Genomic DNA, 21789 nt, shown 5'->3' with positions numbered 1-21789 from the left:
ATGCGGAATGGATTCATTTGACTGGAAAATACTGTCCGAGATATTTCTGGGTATAGGGATAGTTCTGTTTATTGCCGCTGTTATCCTTACCATAAGGTACAGGGTCATATCCAACCTTATTTCTGACCTGAAGGTGGGGAAGATGTCCCCCGAGCCATTCAGAACTCCCTCTGCCATAACACTTAGTCTCAGGAGCACCGATGCAGGACTGTCAGCTCCTCCCGAGAGCGACGAGGACGGTCCGTGGACAGTGGTGGTCGCTCCCAAACAGGAGGAAAACACCGACGGTACAGTTGTGGTGGGCAATAAGAAAGGCTCTGCGGGAGACTTTTCAATTACAAGCAATATCGTAGTAATAAATGCAGATGTAGATGCAATAGATAACGGGAGAAGCAAATGATAAAACGCGTGTTTTTCGGCGGTGCAGCCGCTGCGCTGGTTTTTGCTCCTGTGGGAGCTGTCTGTGCGGCGGGGGACTATGAAGCGCCGTCGGGAATAGAGCTTTCCATAGGCGATATCGAGATAGACAGGGCTGATCTCAGCGGCGGAAGGCTTGTGGAGGTGCCTGTTTATATCGGGAACAGCAGCGGTTTCTGTTCTGTAGAGATGCTCATAGAGCTTGACAGCAGGCTCCGTTTTGATGAAGAATCGGAGCTGGGTACAAGGACTGCCGATGTTTCGGGGGTGCATATCTCCCATTACAGGGAGCTGGAAAACACAGTCACCGCAAAATTTACGTCAAAAAAGAATACACGCGTTACCGAGGACGGGGAGATAGGCTTTCTGAGAGTCCTGCTCTCTGAGGATACTCCCGTGGGAAAATATGATATATGGCTGTCCTGTTCCCCAAATGAAGGACATATGCTGCTGACATACAACAGCTATGATTCGTGGTTCGGCTCGGAGTGCTTTTCTCAGCTGAGAGGCGGGAGCATTACCGTAAAGGACGGTGACACGGAAATACAGCCCGAGCAGGCTGCTCCTCATCATGAGGATAACGGGCAGAGGAATGAAGCCCTGCAAAGCAGCTGCTCGTCTGATAATAACGAAAAAAGCAGTGAAGCTGCGTCAGCTGTCACTACAGCTGCGGCTGTGACTTCATCTCAGACAACAACTGCGTCTGAAACTACGGTCACAGTTTCAGTAACTTCAACAGCTGCCGTGAGCAGCACTTCTGAGGCTGTCCCTTCGTATTCGGCAGCTGAGACTGCGGCTGTGACCACCGAAACAGTAGCCGCAAACGATAATACAAAACATAAATCAAAAGATCTGCTGATCCCTGTTATCGCCGCAACAGTCATCGCTCTGGGAACAGCCTGTTTTATAGTCAGAAAAGGAGGTAGGTCAAAGTGAATAACGGCAGATTTGATCTAAAAAGAAAGCTCGCTTTTGTGGCGGCACTTGCTTTTACTGCAAATTCAGCATACAGTGTACCTGCGGCAGGCGCTGAAACATCTGCGGCTGTAATGAGCGTTGAGCCTGTTACTGTAGACGCACCTGATGACGTGGTCCCGCCGCCTGTGGAAAACAGCGATGACGGCAGTAATGATGTGGTATATACTGTAATGATCAATAACAGTGATATTGATGATGATACGTTCATTGATATAATGAAAAAGGTGTTCCGTACCGAAATAAAGGCTCATAGCTTTGATGAGTCCACAGGTGCGGGAAGTATTACTGTTGGCAGTCTGCCTGTTCTGAACAGGAATGACGTATACAATAACGCAGAGGATATGAAGTTCAGGATCAGCTCGGAGAACGGCTTCACCCTTGTATTTGATACCTATTACAAGGTCAGCGGCTTCGGCGGCGATGAAAGGATATCCATGAGAAACAGCGAGGGCGATGACATCAGTGACGGCTTCTGCAAGGGCGGGACTGACCTTGAATTCGTACCCTCGGACTTATATATCATCGATAACGGCACTGAGCCCGTAAGAGTACCTGTCAGCGCTCCCGTAAGCGTAAGTACCGATAATCCCTACAATGACGGCTATGAGCTCATTGTGAACAGAGACCGACATACCGTATCACCGAGAACTTTTTCTCTGGATGTTGACGGTACTGTGTTCGACGTTCTTGTGAACGGCGTATCCACCGAGCGCAGAAGCTTTGAATGGAAAGAAGTAAGCAGCGTCAGCTTAAAGACTGACGGCAAGCAGGCTCTGTACATAAAATGCGGTGATAAGGACGAGATAAGAGAGCTGTACAATAATGAGGTGAACTGTTCTGTCTTAACTCAGGAGCCCGATTTCAGCTACATAAATAAAGGCGTATTCACCATTAAGGGCATTGACAGCAGTATAACGGCTTTTGCTTCATTTGACGAGACAAACGCACAGGTATACAAGAATTATAAGGTACCTGTCACATTGGATACTGATTCTGGCTGTACGGTGAGCGTACCTTATCTTGCAGGCGACGGTTACTGCCTCAGCAGCTATACCTATGACGGCGAAACAACGGAATGTCTTGCCGAGATGTATGACGCTCTTGTAAACGGACAAAGAGCAAAGGTGATACCATATCACTATGATGTGACCAATATCAAGCTGGTCTACAGAAAGCTTGCCGATAACGGCAATGCCTATGTTTTCAAGCCCGAGGCAGACCTTTTCGAGAGGAATAAGAACTGCTATTCCGTAAGCTCCAAGGACGCTCTTGTGGACCTTATGGACTTTACCTCCCTCTTTGACGGAAGCACGCTCCTCTATGACGTATTCAGGAAAGGCAGCGGAAACAGCGTTGAGAATAAAAAATTCTACATAGGAGAGTCATCAAGAGAGTTTACCGAGTCCATGACGGACAGCTCCGAGTCTGCGCTGTACATCGTCAAGAATATTATCAGCAAGGGCGAAACAGATTCACTCATTGACGGACTTGACGGCATAATATGCTTTTACAGCGACAAGACAGCTCCCAAGGTAGAATTCACCCGCGGGCACAACTCCGATTCATGGGTGGGCAGGGAAGGTATGTCCTTTGCCATGAGGATAACCGACAAGGAGGACTGTCCCATTGCAGAAAGCGGCGATCTCACCTTTGACGAGAGTGAGATAGTTGATATATACAAGTACTACATCAACAAGGAGACCGTTGACTGCAGTGAGATATATTCCGTTGTTGTGGGAGACTACAGATTCGACAGACCCGCAAAGGGCTGGGGAGATACAGCCAATATCAAGGGCTATGTGGAAACTCCCGACATGAGAGCAAAGTATAATGCGGCGGTGGCAGAGCTTTCAAAGCTGAAGCTGTCCGACATAAACAGCAGCTACAGCGATCAGCTCAATTATGACGGCTATTACCGCAAGCTCCTCAGGGAGCATTCCGCTTCTCTCATTGACGATATGACGGAATACTATGACGCAAAGATAGCTGCCGAGATCGAAAAGGACGAGCCCGATCAGGCTAAGATAGATTCTTTCAGGGCTCAGTGCGACAAGTACGTCGGCGTAGTAAGGGCTTACATGGAAGCACAGAACTCTCCTGTCAGAGCTTCAAAGTGTATGCCTGTTCTTACTTATGACAGAGCGGCAAAGGAATTCAGAGTGTCTGTCAAGGCGGAATCAGCTCATGAAAATGAAATGATCGACGAAATGCTCAGTGTTTTCGCTTATGACGACAGCAATAATTCAAGCTGGGACAATAACAGCAAGAAGCAGATAAGGGTAAAGATAGACGGCGCACCGCCTGCTGTTGCGGATAACAAAATAAACATCTCAGGGGATACTGTCATAAAGGACAGCAATAACGCAGATGTCCACGTTCTCAAAGCAGGAAGCGTCATCAGCGTAGCTGTAAACGATATAGAGTCCTCGGTAAAAGGCTCGGGCGTAAACGATGTAAAGATATACTTCGGCGACGAGAAAGACTCCGCAGAGAGCATGACTCAGCAGAACGGAATGTATATCTTCAATATCGTCAGCGATGCTGTGAAGGACGTGAATATCAAGTCCTATATCACTATATATGCAATGGACAGCGTGGGGAACTCCGCTGTAATGAAGAGCAAGGACAGCAAATACGGCGGCTTCTATATCATTATCGATGATACGGCTCCCACCTGCTCAGTGAAGAACGTGTCGGATACCGCTGAGCCGTACATAGATGAGAATGACGGCGGCAAGGAATGGTACAAGGCTTACTCCGATGTGAAGATAGCTGTTGCGGCTGAGGATCCCAATTCTCTGGTATGCTCGGGCATCAGGGAGCTGAAGCTGGATATAAACGGTCATCACCGCACCGTGAATGTTGACGCTCAGAGCGGTATCGACAAGACTGCCCTCAAAAACGGCGGATACAATATCCTATTTGAAGCAGTTCAGGACCCCGACAGGTTCAAGGCAAAGCTTGTCAGTGCTGACGGTAAGGTTCTTATATCGGAGCTTGGAGAGTTCAGCAGAAATGACGGAGCAATAAATGTAAAGCTCAGCACAAACGACTATGCGGGAAATGAAAGCGAAGAGAGGGAAACAAAGGTTTGGATAGACCTTTCGGAGCCCACTGTCGAAAGCGTATATGCAGACGGTGCCGACCTCAGACGCGATGAGCGCTACGGCTATGTTTATTTCGCAAGAGAACAGGCTGATGTACAGGTCTCCGTGAACCGCAACGGTGCGGGAGCAGGTCTTGACCGTATCGAAGCGTCGCTTGTGAACAGCGACGGTACTCCAAGCGCTCTGGTACCCAAGATAAGCAGGAACGGCAGCTCGGACAGCTGGACAGTAACTGTTCCCGACAGATTCAAGGGCTTTATGAGAGTCAAGGCTGTCAGCTGTATGGGCAGGGAGTCAGATGTATTCGAGACGGCTCTGTTCGCCGTTGAAAACACCGACGATCACAGGGAGAACGCCCATATCAGGCTGGAGCTCCCCGAAACTCAGTATAAGGACATAAACGGATTCCCGCTGTACAGCGACGATATAAGCGCAAAGCTCACCGTTAAGGAAAACTTCTCGGGTATATCAAATGTTTATATATCATCAAGCGGAACTGCGGACAGGTATCTGTATGTGAACGAGTCGGGAGAGCTCAGCGGAAATGAAGCGGAGCTCTGGAGCATTGACGAGGACAGCAGGGATATCAACCTTGTGAACGGTCTGGAGAGAGATATCCTGCTCACAGGCAATTCAAACAACAGCGTCGCTTTCGTAAGCTTCGGCGACAGAGCGGGCAATCCCGATGATCAGGATCATACCTATGACCGCAGAAGATACAGCATAGACAAGACCGACCCTGTTATGAATGTTGTGTTCACCGACGGAAACGGATCGGCGGACAGCGAGTTCAAGCAGATATTCAAGGCATCAAGACGTGCTGTCATCACCATAAACGAGAGAAACTTCGACAAGTCTCTTGCCAATATAAGAGTAAACAACACCAGCAGACAGCTGGACTGGCGGCTCGTAAGCGGCACAGAGGGTACGGACAGCGCTACATATCAGGCTGAGATAGCCTTTGACAATGACGGCACATACAGACTTACTGCAAGCTTTAAGGATATGTGCGGCAGAGAGGCTAAGTCTTACGATTCCAAGGAATTCATCATAGACAGAACTGCTCCTGCAATGAATATCGGCTTCGACAGATCGATAGCCAACGATCATTACTACAATGAGCCCACTACGGCTACATTCAGGATATCCGACCAGAACTTCGACCCGTCAAGGATAGTCGTGACAGGTACCTACAACGACAGCGCCGAGGACTTCCCCAAGGCTTCCGAGTGGACGAAGTCGGGAAATGATTACGTATCCACTGTCAGGTTTGAAAAGGACGGCGACTATACAGTAAATATCACAGGTAAGGACATGGCAGGAAATACTCTTGAAGCATATAATGCCAAGTTCTGTATCGACAGCCAGTCACCGAAAATATCTGTCAGCGATGTCAGTGCGGCTAATAACAAGGCTGAGATCAGACCCCATATCCAGTTCAAGGACGCAAACCTTGACAAGGACAGCATACAGGTAAAGATGGAGGGCGCCAACAGAGGAAAGTCACTTGAAGTCGAGGGCGAGCTCCGCGAAAAGGACGACGGATACGAGTATGTACTGAACAATATCCCCGACAATGCCGATTACGATGACATCTATACCATTACCGCAAGCGCCAAGGACAACGCCTCCAACAAGGTTGAGACGGACTTCCGCTTCTCGGTAAACAGATACGGTTCAACATTCATGCTGGACGAGGGTACGGGCAGCTTAGTAGGAAAGTATATTTCCAGAGCTCAGGATATCGTTATCACTGAGGTCAATGCGGATAAGCACTCCGAGCCCTACAGCGTATACATTACCAAGGATTCGGAAATGTCAGTGCTCAAGGACAATGTTGACTACAAGGTGGAGTACAAGGGCGGCGACGACGAGTGGTCCGAGTACAAATACATCATCTACGCCAAGAACTTTGAGAAGGACGGCAGATATACCGTTTCCATACACTCGGTTGACGAGGCGGGAAATATCAATATCAGCACCTCGGAGAAGAAGAATACACGCCTTGAATTCTGTGTGGATACCACCGAGCCTCTTTGCATACCGCTGAATGTTACGGAGAACAGCGCATACAAGGGAGAAAGACTTGACGCGAAAATGTCCGTATCGGATAATATAATGCTAAAGGGAGCAAAGGTGTTCCTTAATGACAAGGAGATAAGGTCGAGATATATCGACGACGAGTATCTCGAATTCACTATTCCCAATGCAAAGCATTCTCAGGACGTAAAAATAGTCCTCACCGATATGGCAGGCAACGAGATAGAGTATTCCTACAAGAATATCCTTGTTACCACAAACGCTGTAAGGCTTCTTGCCCACAAGACATGGTTCAAGTTCGTCTGCGGCGGAGCCGTGCTCCTGACGGGGGCAGCTGTATTCCTTATCAGAAAACGCAAGAAGAGATTACTTTAATTGAAGAACTAAGAAAAAAGGTATCGACCCTCGGTCGATACCTTTTTCATTATTCTTTTAGCGGCGGCGCATTTACCGCCGCGCTTATTTTTCTTCTCGGTTGAGCAGATCATCAAGAGGTATAGGACGGGAATAATAATATCCCTGAAAGCTGTGTACCTCATAGTTGAGGAGTATATCTCTCATGGCAGATGTCTCTATGCCCTCTACGCAGACCTTTGCGCCGTAGTTGGCAACTAAATTTGCAATAGAGCCCACAAGCTGACGATCCTGGGGATTTTCCTCTATCTTCATAACGAGACTGCGGTCGATCTTTATGACGTCAAAGGGGAGACTTCTTACAAGTCCGATAGAGGAGAAGCCTGTTCCGAAGTCGTCAAGAGCCATTTTTACGCCTCTTCCGCGGAGATTTACTATGATGTTTTTGAGCAGGTCTATATCGAGAAGCCTGCAACGCTCTGTTATTTCAAGGCAAAGTGCCTCGGGCGGGTACTCAGTCTCGGCAAGAGCCTCCAGCACCATATCCACAAAGTTCGGCTTTTCCAGCTGATTGTAGGAGAGATTTACATTGATGATGAATTCGGGGAACTTCTCCCTCAGCTTCTTAGCTCCTATGAGAGCAGTTTTCAGTATCCACTGACCAAGCTCAAAGAAAATGGGGTCCTTTTCAAGCACGGGTATGAACTGGTCGGGCGGTACCATGCCGTATTCCTCGTTTTTCCACCTGAGGAGCGCCTCTGCGCCTATGACCTTTTCGGTCAGTGAGTCCACAACGGGCTGATACAGCAGGAAGAAGCCCTGATAATCATACATAATGGAGGTCCTGATAACGTGGAGCACCTCTGTGCGGTGGCGCTTGTCCTGATTGACGCTGCTGCCGAATTCCACCATGTCGCCCTGTCTGTGGAGCTTTGACTCGCCGTATGCATAGTTGAGGCAGGCATAGACGGTCTGGGCGTCGATGCTGAAATTGTTTATGCTGAGAAGTCCCGCATTGAGCTCCAGCATCATGAACTTATCGTCAATGGAGAATTCCTCGCGGAAATATCTGCGGAAATTCTCATAGCTGTTGTATATAGATTCGGTTTCTGTAGTCGTAGTTATAATTGCAAATTTTGTGCCGTCGAGACGGTAAACGCTGCCCTTGTTGCCTGCGTGCTCAAAGAGCAGTCTGCCGAATCTCTGGAGCACCAGATTGCCGAAGTGATAGCCGTATACCTCGTTTATCTCGGCAAACTTTCCGATGCCTACGATTATGACCTTGAAGTGATCGCCTTTGAGTATGCTTGCTTCCAGATCCTCAAAGAAGCCGTACTGATTGCGGAGACCTGTCAGGTTGTCGATATTGCCCTGCAAGCTGTGGTTGCGGATAGTTCCGCAGAAGTATTCGGGTATGCCCTTGGGACTGTACAGGACAACACCGCGGCAGGTACAGACATCGTATTCGCCGCTGAGCTTGCGGGCTCTGTACTGCATATCATGGGAATTTGCACCGCCTGCAAAAATAGCTTCGATGCCCGAATGGTATATCTCAACATCATCGGGGTGGATATGCTTCTCCCATATCTTGCCTGCGTGCAGCATATATTCTGAGGGAAGCCCGAAGAGGTCAACGGCTTTCTTTGACCAGCGGGAATAATCATAGCGCATATCGCAAAGATATACATAGGTTCCCTCTGCGAATATTGAAAAGGCGTTGAACAGCTTTTCCAGCTTTTCCTTGCGTTCAAGCGGGATAGAAACATTACCGTCGCCGACTTCAAAGGCGGGCTTGCTTTCCTCGCCGCTTTTGAGCGCTTTTTTGTCATCGTGCATGAGGTTCTCGGCGCGTGTCATTACAGCGCTGAAGCTCTTGTCCTCGGTGCTGTTGTATACTGCCATGCCTGCGGCTATGACAGGACCGTCCTGACATTTCAGATTGTCCAGAACCTGATCGTGCAGGTCCTCAAACAGAACGTTCCTGTTCTCATAGTCTAAACCTCTGAGAAACACTACGAATCTGTCACCGCCCACTCTGAAAACAGGGCTGTGTGTGAAGATGTTGCATATGAGCCTGCATGCTGCGATGATATGACCGTCGCCTGTTGCCTGTGCGAACGTTTCGTTTATGACCTTCAGGTCGTTGAGGTCACAGACTATGACTGCAAAGGGCAGATACACCAGTCCGTTGTTGATATTCATCTGTATGGCGTCTGCAAGCTCGTTGAATGCAGTCTTGTTTTTTATACCTGTGAGGGAGTCTCGCCTTGATGTTTCGTTGGCAAGGCTGAGAACGTCGGTAAGAGCGTTCTCGCGGCGTATCTCCTCGTCGGTATCCTCTACGCCGATAATGAGATGGAGATTATCGCTTGCCCATGATACAGTCGCGCGTGCGAACTTGGGCTTGCCGTCGATGAGAAGGCTGTAATCGAAGCTGTACAGCTTCTTGACCTCAAGGGCAGAGATGATATTTTCCTTTTGCAGCTTGAACTTTACACGTTCAACGTCCTTGGGAACGATGATCTTCTCGGCATTTGTCATAGCGTCCCTGAAAAAATTCTTTCCGTTCTCTTTTATGTGATTGTCACCGTATATCTTTGCCCCCGTAAATCGGGTATAATTGCCGTTATCAGCGTTGATATAGTATATGATATCATAGCTTCGCGCCAGACTTTCGGCGATATTATCAAAGATTCCCTGTTTATCCATTAAACATATCCCCCCTTCGGATATGGAATAGGAGTATTAACCACTTTTATTATAACATTAAACGCTTATTTTGTCAATGATTTATAAAAATAATGTGCACTTTGACGATAAAAAGAAAACCGCAGTATCCCTGACGAAATATCAGGAATACTGCGGCTGATGAACTTTAATATCCGGATCAGTCTGTTGCCTGGAATATGCCTCTTACGAAGCAGTAGAGTGCGGAGTGGATAGAGTCGTCACCGTGGTGACCGCCCTGAACAACGTGCCATACGTGAGGTACATTGTTCTTGTTGAAGTTGTTGTGGTAGCCCTCGGGAGTATTCAGACCTACAACGTCGTCAGCTGTACCGCCTGTGATCATTACGAGGTAAGGAGTCTCGCTCTCGCTGTTCCACTTCCATGAGCCCGAAGCACCGGGAGCAGGACAAATAGCGCCTACGTAGCCGAACTTGTCGCCGTGCTTCATACCGATCTGGAGAGACTCACGTCCGCCCATTGAGAAGCCTGTTACGGCTGTGTTCTCTCTGCCTGTAGCGACGCTGTACTTGCTCTCGATATGAGGCATGAGGCTGTCAACGATATCGTCAACGAAGTTGTCGTAGCCCTCGTTTGAGCCCTGATCTGCAAAGCCTGTAGCGTCGTTCATGGTAGCGCTGGTGAATACGAAAGGAACAACAACGATCATATCCTTTGCTGCGCCCTCGGCGATAGCGTTGCCGATGATCTGCTGGGTGTACATGGTGCCGTTGCCCTGTGTTATCATACGGTTTTCGTTCTCGAAGAAGCCGTGGAGCAGGTAAAGCACGGGGTACTTCTTGCTGGAGTCATAGTTTGCGGGGAGCAGGATATTGTACGGCTTGTTCTTGTTGGCCTTCTTGGAGAAGTAGGTCTCCTTCTTGATAGTGCCGTACTGAACGCCGTTCTTTTTGTTGTGTGAATCGTTTGGCTCGTTGTTTACAAGTGCATTCTGAACTATCTCTGTGAGTTCCTTCATGCTGTACTTGCGCTGACCTGTTGATGTGTTGATGGGCTGTGTTGTTGTGATGGGCTTATCGGGAGCCTTTGTGGTAGTTGTCACAGGTGTCTGTGTGGGAGTCTGTGAAGATGAGCCGCCCGAACCGCCGTCAGTTGCCTGGAATATGCCTCTTACGAAGCAGTAGAGAGCTGAGTGGATAGAGTCGTCGCCGTGGTGGCCGCCCTGAACTACGTGCCATACGTGAGGAACGTTGTTCTTGTTGAAGTTATTGTGGTAGCCCTCGGGAGTATTCAGACCAACTACGTCGTCCTGAGTACCGCCTGTTATCATAAGGAGATACGGCTGATCGTCGGAGTTGTTCCACTTCCATGAGCCCGAAGCGCCTGGAGCAGGGCAGATAGCTCCTACGTAGCCGAACTTGTCGCCGTACTTCATACCGATCTGGAGAGACTCGCGTCCGCCCATTGAGAAGCCTGTAACAGCTGTGTTCTCTCTGCCTGTTGCAACGCTGTACTTGCTCTCGATATGAGGCATGAGGCTGTCAACGATATCGTCAACGAAGTTGTCGTAGCCCTCGTTTGAGCCCTGATCTGCGAAGCCTGTAGCGTCGTTCATTGTTGCGCTTGTGAATACGAAAGGAACAACAACGATCATGTCCTTAGCCTCGCCCGAAGCGATAGCGTTGCCGATGATCTGCTTGGTGTACATAGTACCGTTGCCCTTTGTTATCATACGGTCCTCGTTCTCGAAGAAGCCGTGGAGCAGATAAAGAACAGGGTACTGCTTGCTCTCGTCGTAATCGGCAGGGAGCAGGATATTGTAGTTCTTGTTCTTGTTGGCCTTCTTGGAGAAGTAAGTCTCCTTCTTGATAGTGCCGTACTTGACGCCCTGCTTCTCCATGTGTGAGTCATTGGGCTCGGTGTTTACGAGCTCGTTCTGTACCTTTTCGGTGAGCTCCTCGGTAGTGTACTTCTGCTGTCCCGGAGCAGGCTCGGCAACAGGGAATTCCTTTATCTTGCCTGATACGAACTGCATAATGAGAACTGCGTCGGCGATCTCATAAACGCCGTTGCTGTCAGCGTCGGCAGCCTTCTGCATCTTCTTGTCGGTGAATGGATTGATGAGACCCTTTCTTGCAAGAATGATATCGAAGGAGTCGATACAACCGTCGTAGTTGATATCGCCCTTGTTCATCTTAACGGGAGCAGACGGTTCGTCGAAGGTGGTGCCGCTGGGAGCAGCTGCAACTTCATCAACGTAGAAATTGCACTTGCTTTCCTCGGTCTCGATGTAGAGACTGATGTTTGTAGCACCTGCGGGAATGGTGAAGCTGCTCTTTTCAAGATGTGCCCATTCGCCTTTTTTTGCTGTTACTTCTGCTATTTTTGGGTAGCTTGTGGTGCTGCCGTCACTGTACTGGAGAGTGAGATAGAATGTGATGGAGTCCTCTGCGTCTGTCATAACATATGCACTGAATGCATAGTCCTGACCTGCCTTGAAGTCGGAACCGAGACTTACGGAAGCGCCGTTCCAGGAGCTTTCGCGTCCGCTGGTGAAGAGGGAATACTCGCCCGAGCGTGATGTGCCCGAGACGGTCTTGACGGATGCCGAGCCTCTGCCGCTCCATTTATCGGTGCCTTCTTCAAAGGTACTGTGGAGCAGATAGTCGGACTCTGCAGCTGAGAGGGGGATGGCGCTCGCAGATGAAAGGGCGAGCATAGCTGCCATGATTGTGGGTATGGATTTTTTCATTTACATTCCTCCTTGTAAATTATCTCTATGTATAATTTCTACCATATTTATCGACACTTGTCAACTCAAATATTGCGGAGTTCACTAATTATGAATCAATGATTAAATAATTATGTCAGATAAACTCCACCCAAGGTGTAAAAAAGACCTTTTGCTCTGCAAAAGGTCATAAAACTCAGTTGATATCTATTATTACATACTCGGACTTGGTGCCTGTTTTGAAGAGTATCTCCCAGTCGGATATGCCCGAGGTCACTATGAAGTCTGTGTTCTTTCTCCTTTCATAGCCGTATGTTGCGTCGTTGATACGGAACCATTCGCCCACATAGGTAACGGGGAAGAGCTGTCCGCCGTGGGTGTGTCCAGAGAGTACAAGGTCGGCATTTGCCGCCGCCTCGTTATCGTAGTCGTTGGGCTCATGGTCGAGGACTATGGTGTAGCTGTCAGGGGAGACGTTCTTCATCAGTTCCGACATTTCAGCGCGGTCGCTTTCAGCTGAGTCCTTTCTGCCGATGATTGTCATACCGCCCACTGTCAGGGACTCGTCCTCAAGGACATGGACGCCGTTCTTTTCAAGCTCCGCTTCAAGGTCGTCCTTGGAGAAGCCACGCCTTTCGCTGCCGTAATAGCTTTTGTCATGGTTGCCGTAGCAGTACCACACCCCGTATTTCAGCTCTGTATCACCGAGAGCAGCGCAGGCTTTTATCATATTTTCACGGTCTGTGCTGTCGTCCACGAAGTCGCCTGCTATAAAAAGTATATCGGGAGACTGCTCCTTGATTCGTTCCATCTGCTCTGCGAAGCCATCTCCGTCAAAGGTGGTGCAGAGGTGTGAGTCCGCGAACATGGCTATGCGGAGCTTCCCGTCAAATTTATCGGTGGTGAGGTGATAGTTCTTCTGCCATATGTGGAAGCAGAGGTAACAGCCCGCGCACAGGTATACAGCCGAGGTCACAAGCGCCAGCCGGCCTGCCCAGTTGCAGGTGAAATCCTTTTTGCGGACAGCTCTTATGATACGGAAGACAAGCCCGTATATCAGGAAGAACATCAGCGTGCTGAGAAGTATGATAATGGCGTTTACCACCGAAGTCAGGAAAACCATTCCCGTGAATACTATTGCTATGATGCCGAAGGAGAGAAGTCCTTTCAGCCATTTTCTGTCTCCCGAAAGCTTTTTTATCAAGCCAAAGCGTCCCACTGCAACTGTCAGATAGACCGTTCCTGCCGCAAATGCCGCAAGAACTGCCACTAAGATGATCAGCCACATCGTCATAGAGTATCCCCCTTAATAAGTGATATATCAATTATACTTGAAAGGCAGTTTTATGTCAATGGTCATGTTGTGAACGAAATTGAAATTCTTTGTATAATCCACCTAAAATACTTGACTGCTTACTGGAAATCATATATAATAGTTGTATAATGCATATTAAAAAAGGGAGGGTTTAAAATGCATAAAAAATCAAAAAAATTAATCGCAGGTATTATGTCGCTGGCAATGACCGCGGCATCAGCAGCTGCATCATTCGCACCAATGGAGGCTTCTGCCGTTCAGGTACTGGGTGAGACGTCTTTCGAGCAAAAAGCTCTGCCGTGGTACGTCTGCAACAACGCCCCTGCAAAGCAGCAGTTTGACTTTGAGGACGGCACATTCCACATTCAGATCTTAGTACCCGAGGGCGGCGAAAAGGAAAAATGGGATCTCCAGTTCAAACACAGGAATCTCAATTTCAAGGCAGGCCATGAGTACAAGGTAAGCTTCAAGGTAAAGGGCAGCAGGCCTGGCTTCGAGCTCTGCTCGTATATCGGAAACCTTAGTGCCACTGAGGAGTATTTCGAGCTTGACGGCGGCACAAAGGATATGCATATGGGACCTGATATGGAGGGCAAGTGGCCTTCGGCTGCACTGAAGCTTACAACTGACTGGCAGACTGTTGAGGGCACATTCATTCCTACCAAAGATATTGAGGGCGCTCAGTGGACTTTCCAGTATGCAAGGGGTACAAAGTATCAGGGAAATGCCAAGGAGGGCGATGAGATATGGTTCGACGATATGTCCATCGATTGCCTTACCTGTGACGAGGATCCCACATCAGCAGTATGCGGCTGGAAAGATTACGGCAATATGTTTATAACTCCAAAGAGCGATGTCCGCCTCAATCAGATGGGTTATTTCCCGGCAGCCGATAAAATGGCGACCTATGTGACCTCTGTGGAAAAAGAGGCTCTGGACTTCAAGGTAGTCGACAAGGACGACAAGGAAGTTTACAAAGGTAAGACAGTACCTGCGGGATTTGACAAAAATGCAGGGGAATACTGCCAGATCATAGACTTCTCCGCAGTAAAGACCGAGGGTACATACAGGATCGTTGTGGACGATGATAGGATGGATTCCATGAACTTCAGTCAGGAGTTCAGGATAGGCAGGGACATCTACGACGGAGTGCTCACAAATGCGCTGAATTACTACTATCAGAAGCGCTCGGGCTCCGATATCGAGCAGGATTATATAACCTCGGGGGACAAGAAGGTGCTTGCCCATAAGGACATGAACAAGAAAGATGTGGCTTATGTACAGGACAGATGGTTTAGTTCATACTTGCCCAAGGCTTTTGAATCTGACATTAAAAAAGATATACTCCTTGATGTTTCGGGAGGCTGGTACGATGCGGAAGGCAACAGCAAGAGCGTTGTAAGCGGCGGAACTGCAGCATGGCTTCTCCAGAATATGTATGAGAGGTCAAAGAAGAACGGCACCGACAGCAAATGGACTGACGGCAAGACCATGAACATTCCCGACAGCTATAAATTATCGGGCGGCAGGGAAGTAAGCTGCAAGGGTACTCCCGATATACTTGATGAAGCAAGGTACGAGCTGGAATTCATGTTCAGAATGATAGTTGATCCCGAAAAGGATACTGTCTGGGGCGAGAAATATGCAGGTCTCGTATACAGTCAGGTAAGAGAGTTCAGTCCTCTTCCCGTTGGCTATGTTGAGTATGACTATATCAGTGAGGATAACGAAAGCTACATGAGAGCGCCCCGTATAATCAGTCCGCCTACCTACAGCGCAACGTTCAATATGATCGCCTGTGCAGCACAGGCTTCACGTCTGTGGAAGGGCATCGACGACGATTTCTCGGTCGAGTGTATTGAACGTGCAAAGAAGTCATGGGAAGCTGTTATGAAGTATAAAGATGAGTTTGAAAAGGGTCTCGGTAATCTTAACTATGATGATCAGTACACCGCTTTATCAGCTATTGATCCCGACTCTGGCAATGATGATGTCAGGGACGAGGCTTACTGGGCAGCCTGCGAGCTTTTTGCGACTACGGGCGATGAAGCTTATTATGACTATCTGAAAGACTATGACAGCTCCAATTCAGTCAGAAAAGATGAGCAGTTCCGTGCATTCGGCATACCGAGCCGTTCTGATGTTTATGGCACGCGCGGAGCGTACACTTCATTCGACATAGCCAATAAGGTGGGCTGTGGTTCGCTGTCACTTTATCTCAGCGACAAGACCTCGGATACGGACAAGGCTAAGATCAAGGACAACCTTTTGATCACCGCTGATAGGTTTGTAAACACTGAAAATGACGTGAAAACCAATGCTATGGGTGCTCCATATGAAAAGGTAGGCTGGTACGATCCTTACAGCATTGACTACATTTATTTCTCGGGCTATGATTACGGCTCCAACAGCAGGATCACGAATAATGCTGTGGTAATGGCTTATGCTTACGACGCAACAGGAGACAGCAAGTACCTTAACGGCGCTTTGCAGGCTATGGACTACATCTTCGGAAGAAATGCCCTCGGCTTCTCATATGTTACGGGCTGCGGTTCGCAGCATGTAAATTATCCTACCGATACCTACTGGGCTTATGAGATAGACAAGACCCTGCCTAAGGCTCCCGACGGAGTACTGGCAGGCGGTCCCTGCTCAGCTCTGTATGATGAATATATACGTCTCCTTGGCATTACCAGCGAAACAGCTCCTCAGAGATGCTATGCCGATACTGTTGAGTCGTGGTCTACCAATTCACATGCTCTTGACTGGCAGGCAGGCTTTGCGTGGGATATGGCTTTCTTTGAGGACATTGCAGCAAAGGCTTCCGAGGTAACGACAACTACCACAACTACAGCAGCTACGACCACTACAGTTACTGCTACGACTACTACCGTTACAGGTTCTGATATAATTGCCAAGCCCGTACATAACGGCGACGCAAACTGCGACGGACAGGTGGATATGAGTGATGTTGTCCTGATAATGCAGGCTCTGGCAAATCCGAACAAGTACGGTGTGGGCGGTTCTGACAAGAACGCTGTGATCGAGCAGGGCTGGACAGCTGCCGATGTATTTGAGGTGGGCTCGGGCGTTACCACAAATGACGCACTTTCGATACAGGAGTTCCTCCTTGGCAAGGTAAAAAGTTTACCTGTTTCATGAAAAATTAATATCTAATACAAGCCGCCGCAAGGCGGCTTGTTGCTTTTGCTGTATTATCGTGCACATTTTATAACGTTTTTGCGTTCGACATTATCATAATAACATTATTTTGTCCACCTAAGTGCTGTTTTTTGAGTTTACAAAAGATAAATTTAATGGTAAAATATACAATATATAAAACGTTATCCGCAATCAACTAAGAAATTGCGTAGAGGAGGATATTAAAATGAACATTACTCGCAAATTCAAGACTGCTGTTTCGGCAGTCATGGCGGGAGCAATGCTGGCAAGTACAGCTTCGTCACTTCCGCTTCCGTCAGCGGCACCTCTCAGTGCAGAGGCAGCAGGTGCGTGTACCATCAACACCAACAAGGAGTACCAGACGATACGCGGCTTCGGCGGCATGAACCACCCTGAGTGGCAGAGCTACAACGCTCAGAACGGAGCTCCCGGAGATATGACGGAAGCTCAGGTTCAGAAAGCTTTCGGAAACGGCGCCGACGAGTTGGGACTTACAATTCTGCGTATCTTTGTAAGCGACGACAAGAACGCATGGAAGAACGCTATCCCGACAGCTCAGAGAGCTCAGAAATTAGGCGCAACTGTATTTGCAACTCCGTGGAATCCGCCAGCTTCTATGAGAACAAACGGCACAGGCGGTCCAACAGGCGGTCAGTATGTGCTTAAACAGGGCGCAGAAGCTCAGTACGCTCAGCACCTCAATGACTTCATCAAGTACTGCAACAATCAGGGCGTTCAGCTCAACTCCATTTCTGTTCAGAACGAGCCTGACTGGTCAGGCGAGTGGACAGCATGGACACCAGACCGTGCGGCAAACTTCATTGCAAACTACGGTAAGTCTGTAACAGCCGGCACCACAACAAAGCTGATGTCACCTGAGAGTTTCAGCTATAACAAGAGCTTCTACAACGCAATCCTCAACAATTCCAAGGCTATGGCAAACTGCGATATGTTCGGCACTCATTTCTACGGAACACAGCGCAACGCTATGGACTTCCCTGCCCTTGAAAACTGCGGCAAGGAAATATGGATGACCGAGGTTTACGTTCCAAACAGCGATAACAACTCCGCAGACCGCTGGCCTGAGGGCGTAAAGGTAGCTGAGAATATCCACAATGCTCTCGTTGTTGGTAATATGAACGCTTACGTTTGGTGGTATATCCGCCGTCAGTACAGCCCAATGTGGGATACCGGTAAGATATCCAAGCGCGGATATGCAATGGCTCAGTTCTCAAAGTGGGTTCGCCCGGGCGACGTTCGTATCGACGCTACAGAGCAGCCAAATACAAACATTCTTGTATCAGCATATAAGCACAGCGACACACAGGCTACAGTAGTCGCAATCAATAAGGGCAGCGGTGCAGTAAGTCAGCAGTTCACCCTCAGCGGCAGAAACGTTACAGGCGTTGAGACCTACAGAACATCGGGCAGCGAGAATATCGCAAGCATAAACGGAGTTTCAGCAAGCGGTTCATCGTTCACAGCACAGCTCCCCGCAAACAGCGTTTCAACATTCGTTGTGGCTCTTGAAAGCGATGGCAAGGGCTTCGTGGGCGGCAAGGATCCCACACCTCCCGAGCCTATCGAGCCTGATGCAAACGGCTACTATTATCACGATACATTCGAAGACGATAACGGCAGCTGGGAGAGCAGAGGCGGTGCTACAGTTTCCACAGGCGGTTCAGCATACGCAGGCAGCAAGGCTCTTACAGTATCTGGCAGAACAAGTGCATGGCACGGCGCAATGAAGACACTCGACTACCTTACATTCAAGGCAGGCGAGTCCTACAGCTTCAGCGTTGCAGCAAAGGGTTCTGGCAACATGATGCTGTCACTGGAATACACAGCTGACGGCGAAACTAAATACGATCATATCGCAGACGGAGTTTCCAACGGCGAGTATGTACAGCTTGCAAATCCAAACTACACTATCCCAACGGGCGCCTCCAACATCAAGCTCTACGTTGAGACAGAAGAGGGCACAGATGACTTTGCTATCGACGAGGCAATCGTCGCAAAGGCAGGCACAGTTATCGACGGTCCAAAGGCTGTTACAACAACAACTACTACAACCACCACAACGACCACGACCACTACTACAGCTGCACCGATCGTTACAACAACTGCCGATCCAAAGGCTGCACTTGACGCAAAGGTCTCCAAGTGGGGCGACGCTAACAACGACGGCGGCGTGGACATGGCTGACGTTGTACTCATAATGCAGTCTCTCGCAAACCCAAACAAGTATGTTCTTTCTGAGACAGGCGCATTTAACGCAGACGTAAGCGAAGCAGGCGGCGGTATAACTGCCAACGACGCACTTGCTATCCAGAAGTTCCTCTTAGGCACTATCACAAAGCTCCCTGAGAGCTACTCCGACGACATCAAGACAGTTACCACAGCTGCAACAACTACAAAGGCAACGACCACATCGACTGCCACAACCACAACGACAACCATTGCAGCTGCTGCACATCTTTCAATGAAGGATTTCACAGCAAAGGTTCAGTCCAATATCGCTGAAAAAGAGCCTAATTCCGCAAATCAGCAGAAAAACGGCGTAACTTACGGTGAGATACAGAAGAAGAGCTACTATTCAAATACCTGCAAGAGAACCAAGAAGTACAACGTTCTTCTGCCTCCCAACTACGATCCTAATAAGAAGTACCCTGTAATGTACATTCTTCACGGCTACTATGAGAATCCTGACAGAATGCTCACGACCGGCAACGCTGAGATGCATACCCGCGAGATGCTGGGCAATGCTATCGCTGAGGGGGCTGCAAAGGAAATGATATGTGTATTCCCTGATGTATACTCAAGCGCTACTCAGGACGCAGTTACAGGTATGGACGATAATAACAACAGAGCTTACGACAACTTCATCAATCAGCTCAAGAACGACCTTATGCCTGAGATCGAGAAGAACTACAGTGTTCTCACAGGTAAGGACAATACCGCTATCACAGGCTTCTCAATGGGCGGACGCGAGTCTCTCCTCATTGGAATGCAGATGTCTGATCAGATCGGCTACATCGGTGCTATATGCCCCGCTCCTGGCGTTTCAGGCTCATTCAAGTGGGACAGCAGCAATGAGCCTTACTTCCTGATGATAACTGCAGGAAGCAACGACCAGACTGTTGGCGACAATCCCAGAAGCTATCACAATAACTTCGAGAAGAACGGCGTTCCTCATGTATGGCACTATGTAAACGGCGGTTATCACGGTGATAACTGTATCAGAGCTCACCTCTACAATTTCTTCCGTATAGCTTTCCAGAACTGAAATAAGGATAATGCTTTCAATACAAAGAAACAGCCACCCGATTCGGGTGGCTGTTTTTGCTTATTTGTCAATTCTTCTGTGTACCTCTGCGGTGAGCTCGTCAAAGTAGACCTGAGTGTCGATACTGTTATATTCTTCAAGGTATTCTTCCCATGTCTTTTCAAAGTCGTTGCTCATTACCAGCAGCGGCAGATACTTGTGCTTTGTCGCGTCTATCTGCTTCATTACCTTGCCGTAGTTTGTCTCGTCGGTAACGGAATTGCTGAAAGACCACATTGGGTACCATGGTGAGTTCTCGGGTGGATCGTTCAGCATACCCGTATAGGTCTGTACTCCGTATGCGCTGAAACATCTCTGTACAGGCTCGGAAAGGTGCTCATAGAAGATATTCGGCTGATTTGTGGACTCAAAGGCATTGATTCCGTCTGGAGCCATACCGAGATAATAGGGCATATAGTTGTAGACGCATATATGCTTTCTGCGGTATTCCTCGTTTCGCCACTGTGCGTACTGCACTTCGTCCTGATAGAATATACCGTCGTCGCCTACGGTGTAGTCAACTCCCTCGATTCCCCAGAAGCGGAGATTTAGTATCTCGGGTTCAAGGAGATCGCTTATGAACTTTACTGCTGCCTCGGGGTCTTCGCAGCTTATAGATATGCCTACGCCTGCGGAGCCGTTGAACGCAACGCGGTCACGGTATCTGTCGGGGATACTGCGGTCCATAGTAACTCCCAGAGGGATATACGTACAGTCAGGGGGCAGCTTGTTCACGGCGCTGGAGAAGTTCCAGTTCTGGTCTACCATGCCGAGGACTCTGCCTGATGCAAGCTTTGAGTAGTACTGCTCGGAGTTGAGCATTGAGAACTCCTTGTCGATGATGCCCTTCCGGTATTCCTCATTGAGAAGCCTGTACCATTCCTTTGCGGTAGGTGTAAGGTTATAGTCCTTTGCTTCGAGTGTTTCCGTATCCACGTAGCAGCAGCCGTCGTTGGGATAGCCGTCTAAAAACATGGGCGGATTGTCCATGGCAAAGAACCATGCGTCGTTTGCCTCTATCTCATAGCCGTAGTAAGCCTCGCCGTTTTCGTTTGTGGGGTTGGCTTCAAGGTAGCGCTCGATAAGGTCAAAGTACTCGTAGGGAGTTTTTATGTCGGGATAGTCTGCCCATTCAAGGACCTTTACCTGTACCCAGAAGGCTTCGCCACTGTGGGTCGGGTTGGTGTCCTTTATGTTTACTGAGGAGAACAGCGGTATATAGTAGATATGTCCGTCGTCAGCGCGGACGCTGTCCCATTCGGTGTCCGAGTACATTTTTTTGATGTTGGGATATTCGTTCCAGTAGCTGTCTATGGGTATAAATGCGCCTTCCTTTATGAGCTTCTGGCAGTTTGCAGCATCGGGGGTCATAAAGTCGGGGTACTTATTGGAGATCATCATATCACTGAATGTCTTGTCGATGTCGTCCTGATCTGAGATCCACTGCTCACGCAGGATAGCGCCTGTTTTTTCAGCTATTATCTGCTGTATCTCATTATCTCTGTCAATCTCGGCTATCCTTGCGGCAAAGATGCCTGTAAATTCTCTGATGGCTTTTTCATCATTTTTCTTTTTCCCACAGGCGCTGACGGTCAGCGTCATTGCCGCAGTAATGAGAGCTGCTGTCATTTTCTTTTTTGTCATAAGCATC

At 48.7% G+C, this 21789-nt stretch carries 9 protein-coding genes; 5 read left to right on the top strand and 4 right to left on the bottom strand.

Annotation, left to right across the window (positions count from 1 at the left end; genetic code table 11):
- Positions 1–7 precede the first annotated feature (7 nt).
- Genes N774_RS0106195 through N774_RS0106185 form a run of 3 tightly spaced genes read left to right on the top strand, consistent with a single transcriptional unit; the run spans position 8 to position 6917 of the window.
- Positions 8–400, top strand: a complete 393-nt coding sequence (locus tag N774_RS0106195) for a hypothetical protein (RefSeq protein ID WP_024860407.1) — start codon at positions 8–10, stop codon at positions 398–400.
- A complete protein-coding gene (locus N774_RS0106190; RefSeq protein WP_024860406.1) occupies positions 397–1353 on the top strand; it encodes a hypothetical protein in 957 nt (318 codons plus the stop codon). Before N774_RS0106195 ends, N774_RS0106190 begins: the two co-directional genes overlap by 4 nt.
- Complete coding sequence (locus N774_RS0106185) at positions 1350–6917, top strand: hypothetical protein (RefSeq protein ID WP_024860405.1); 5568 nt, start codon at positions 1350–1352, stop codon at positions 6915–6917. The genes N774_RS0106190 and N774_RS0106185 overlap by 4 nt, the downstream gene beginning before the upstream one ends.
- 84 nt (positions 6918–7001) lie before the next feature.
- Here N774_RS0106185 and N774_RS0106180 read toward each other — a convergent pair whose 3' ends face one another.
- The 3 genes from N774_RS0106180 to N774_RS0106165 form a co-directional block, all read right to left on the bottom strand.
- On the bottom strand, positions 7002–9605 hold the full coding sequence (locus N774_RS0106180; protein WP_024860404.1) for a bifunctional diguanylate cyclase/phosphodiesterase: 2604 nt from the start codon (positions 9603–9605) through the stop codon (positions 7002–7004).
- Positions 9606–9783: 178 nt separating this feature from the next.
- Complete coding sequence (locus N774_RS18095) at positions 9784–12336, bottom strand: alpha/beta hydrolase-fold protein (protein WP_051463382.1); 2553 nt, start codon at positions 12334–12336, stop codon at positions 9784–9786.
- Positions 12337–12511: 175 nt separating this feature from the next.
- Positions 12512–13609 (bottom strand): metallophosphoesterase, encoded by a 1098-nt coding sequence (locus N774_RS0106165; protein WP_024860403.1) that lies wholly within the window; start codon positions 13607–13609, stop codon positions 12512–12514.
- A gap of 177 nt (positions 13610–13786) precedes the next feature.
- On the opposite strand from N774_RS0106165, the gene N774_RS0106160 reads away from it, so the two are divergent.
- Positions 13787–16792 (top strand): glycoside hydrolase family 9 protein, encoded by a 3006-nt coding sequence (locus tag N774_RS0106160; protein WP_024860402.1) that lies wholly within the window; start codon positions 13787–13789, stop codon positions 16790–16792.
- Positions 16793–17018: 226 nt separating this feature from the next.
- Positions 17019–20099: a carbohydrate binding domain-containing protein gene (locus tag N774_RS18745; protein ID WP_024860401.1), complete on the top strand. Its 3081-nt coding sequence runs from the start codon at positions 17019–17021 to the stop codon at positions 20097–20099.
- A 60-nt stretch (positions 20100–20159) separates the two neighbouring features.
- Here N774_RS18745 and N774_RS0106150 read toward each other — a convergent pair whose 3' ends face one another.
- Positions 20160–21782, bottom strand: coding sequence for an extracellular solute-binding protein (locus N774_RS0106150; protein ID WP_024860400.1), 1623 nt, complete (start codon positions 21780–21782; stop codon positions 20160–20162).
- Positions 21783–21789: the final 7 nt, after the last annotated feature.

This window comes from Ruminococcus flavefaciens AE3010 (assembly GCF_000526795.1).
GTDB classification, from domain to species: Bacteria; Bacillota; Clostridia; order Oscillospirales; family Ruminococcaceae; genus Ruminococcus; species Ruminococcus flavefaciens_D.
Note: the sequence above shows the minus strand (reverse complement) of the source record. Positions and strands in the feature narration are given on the sequence as shown.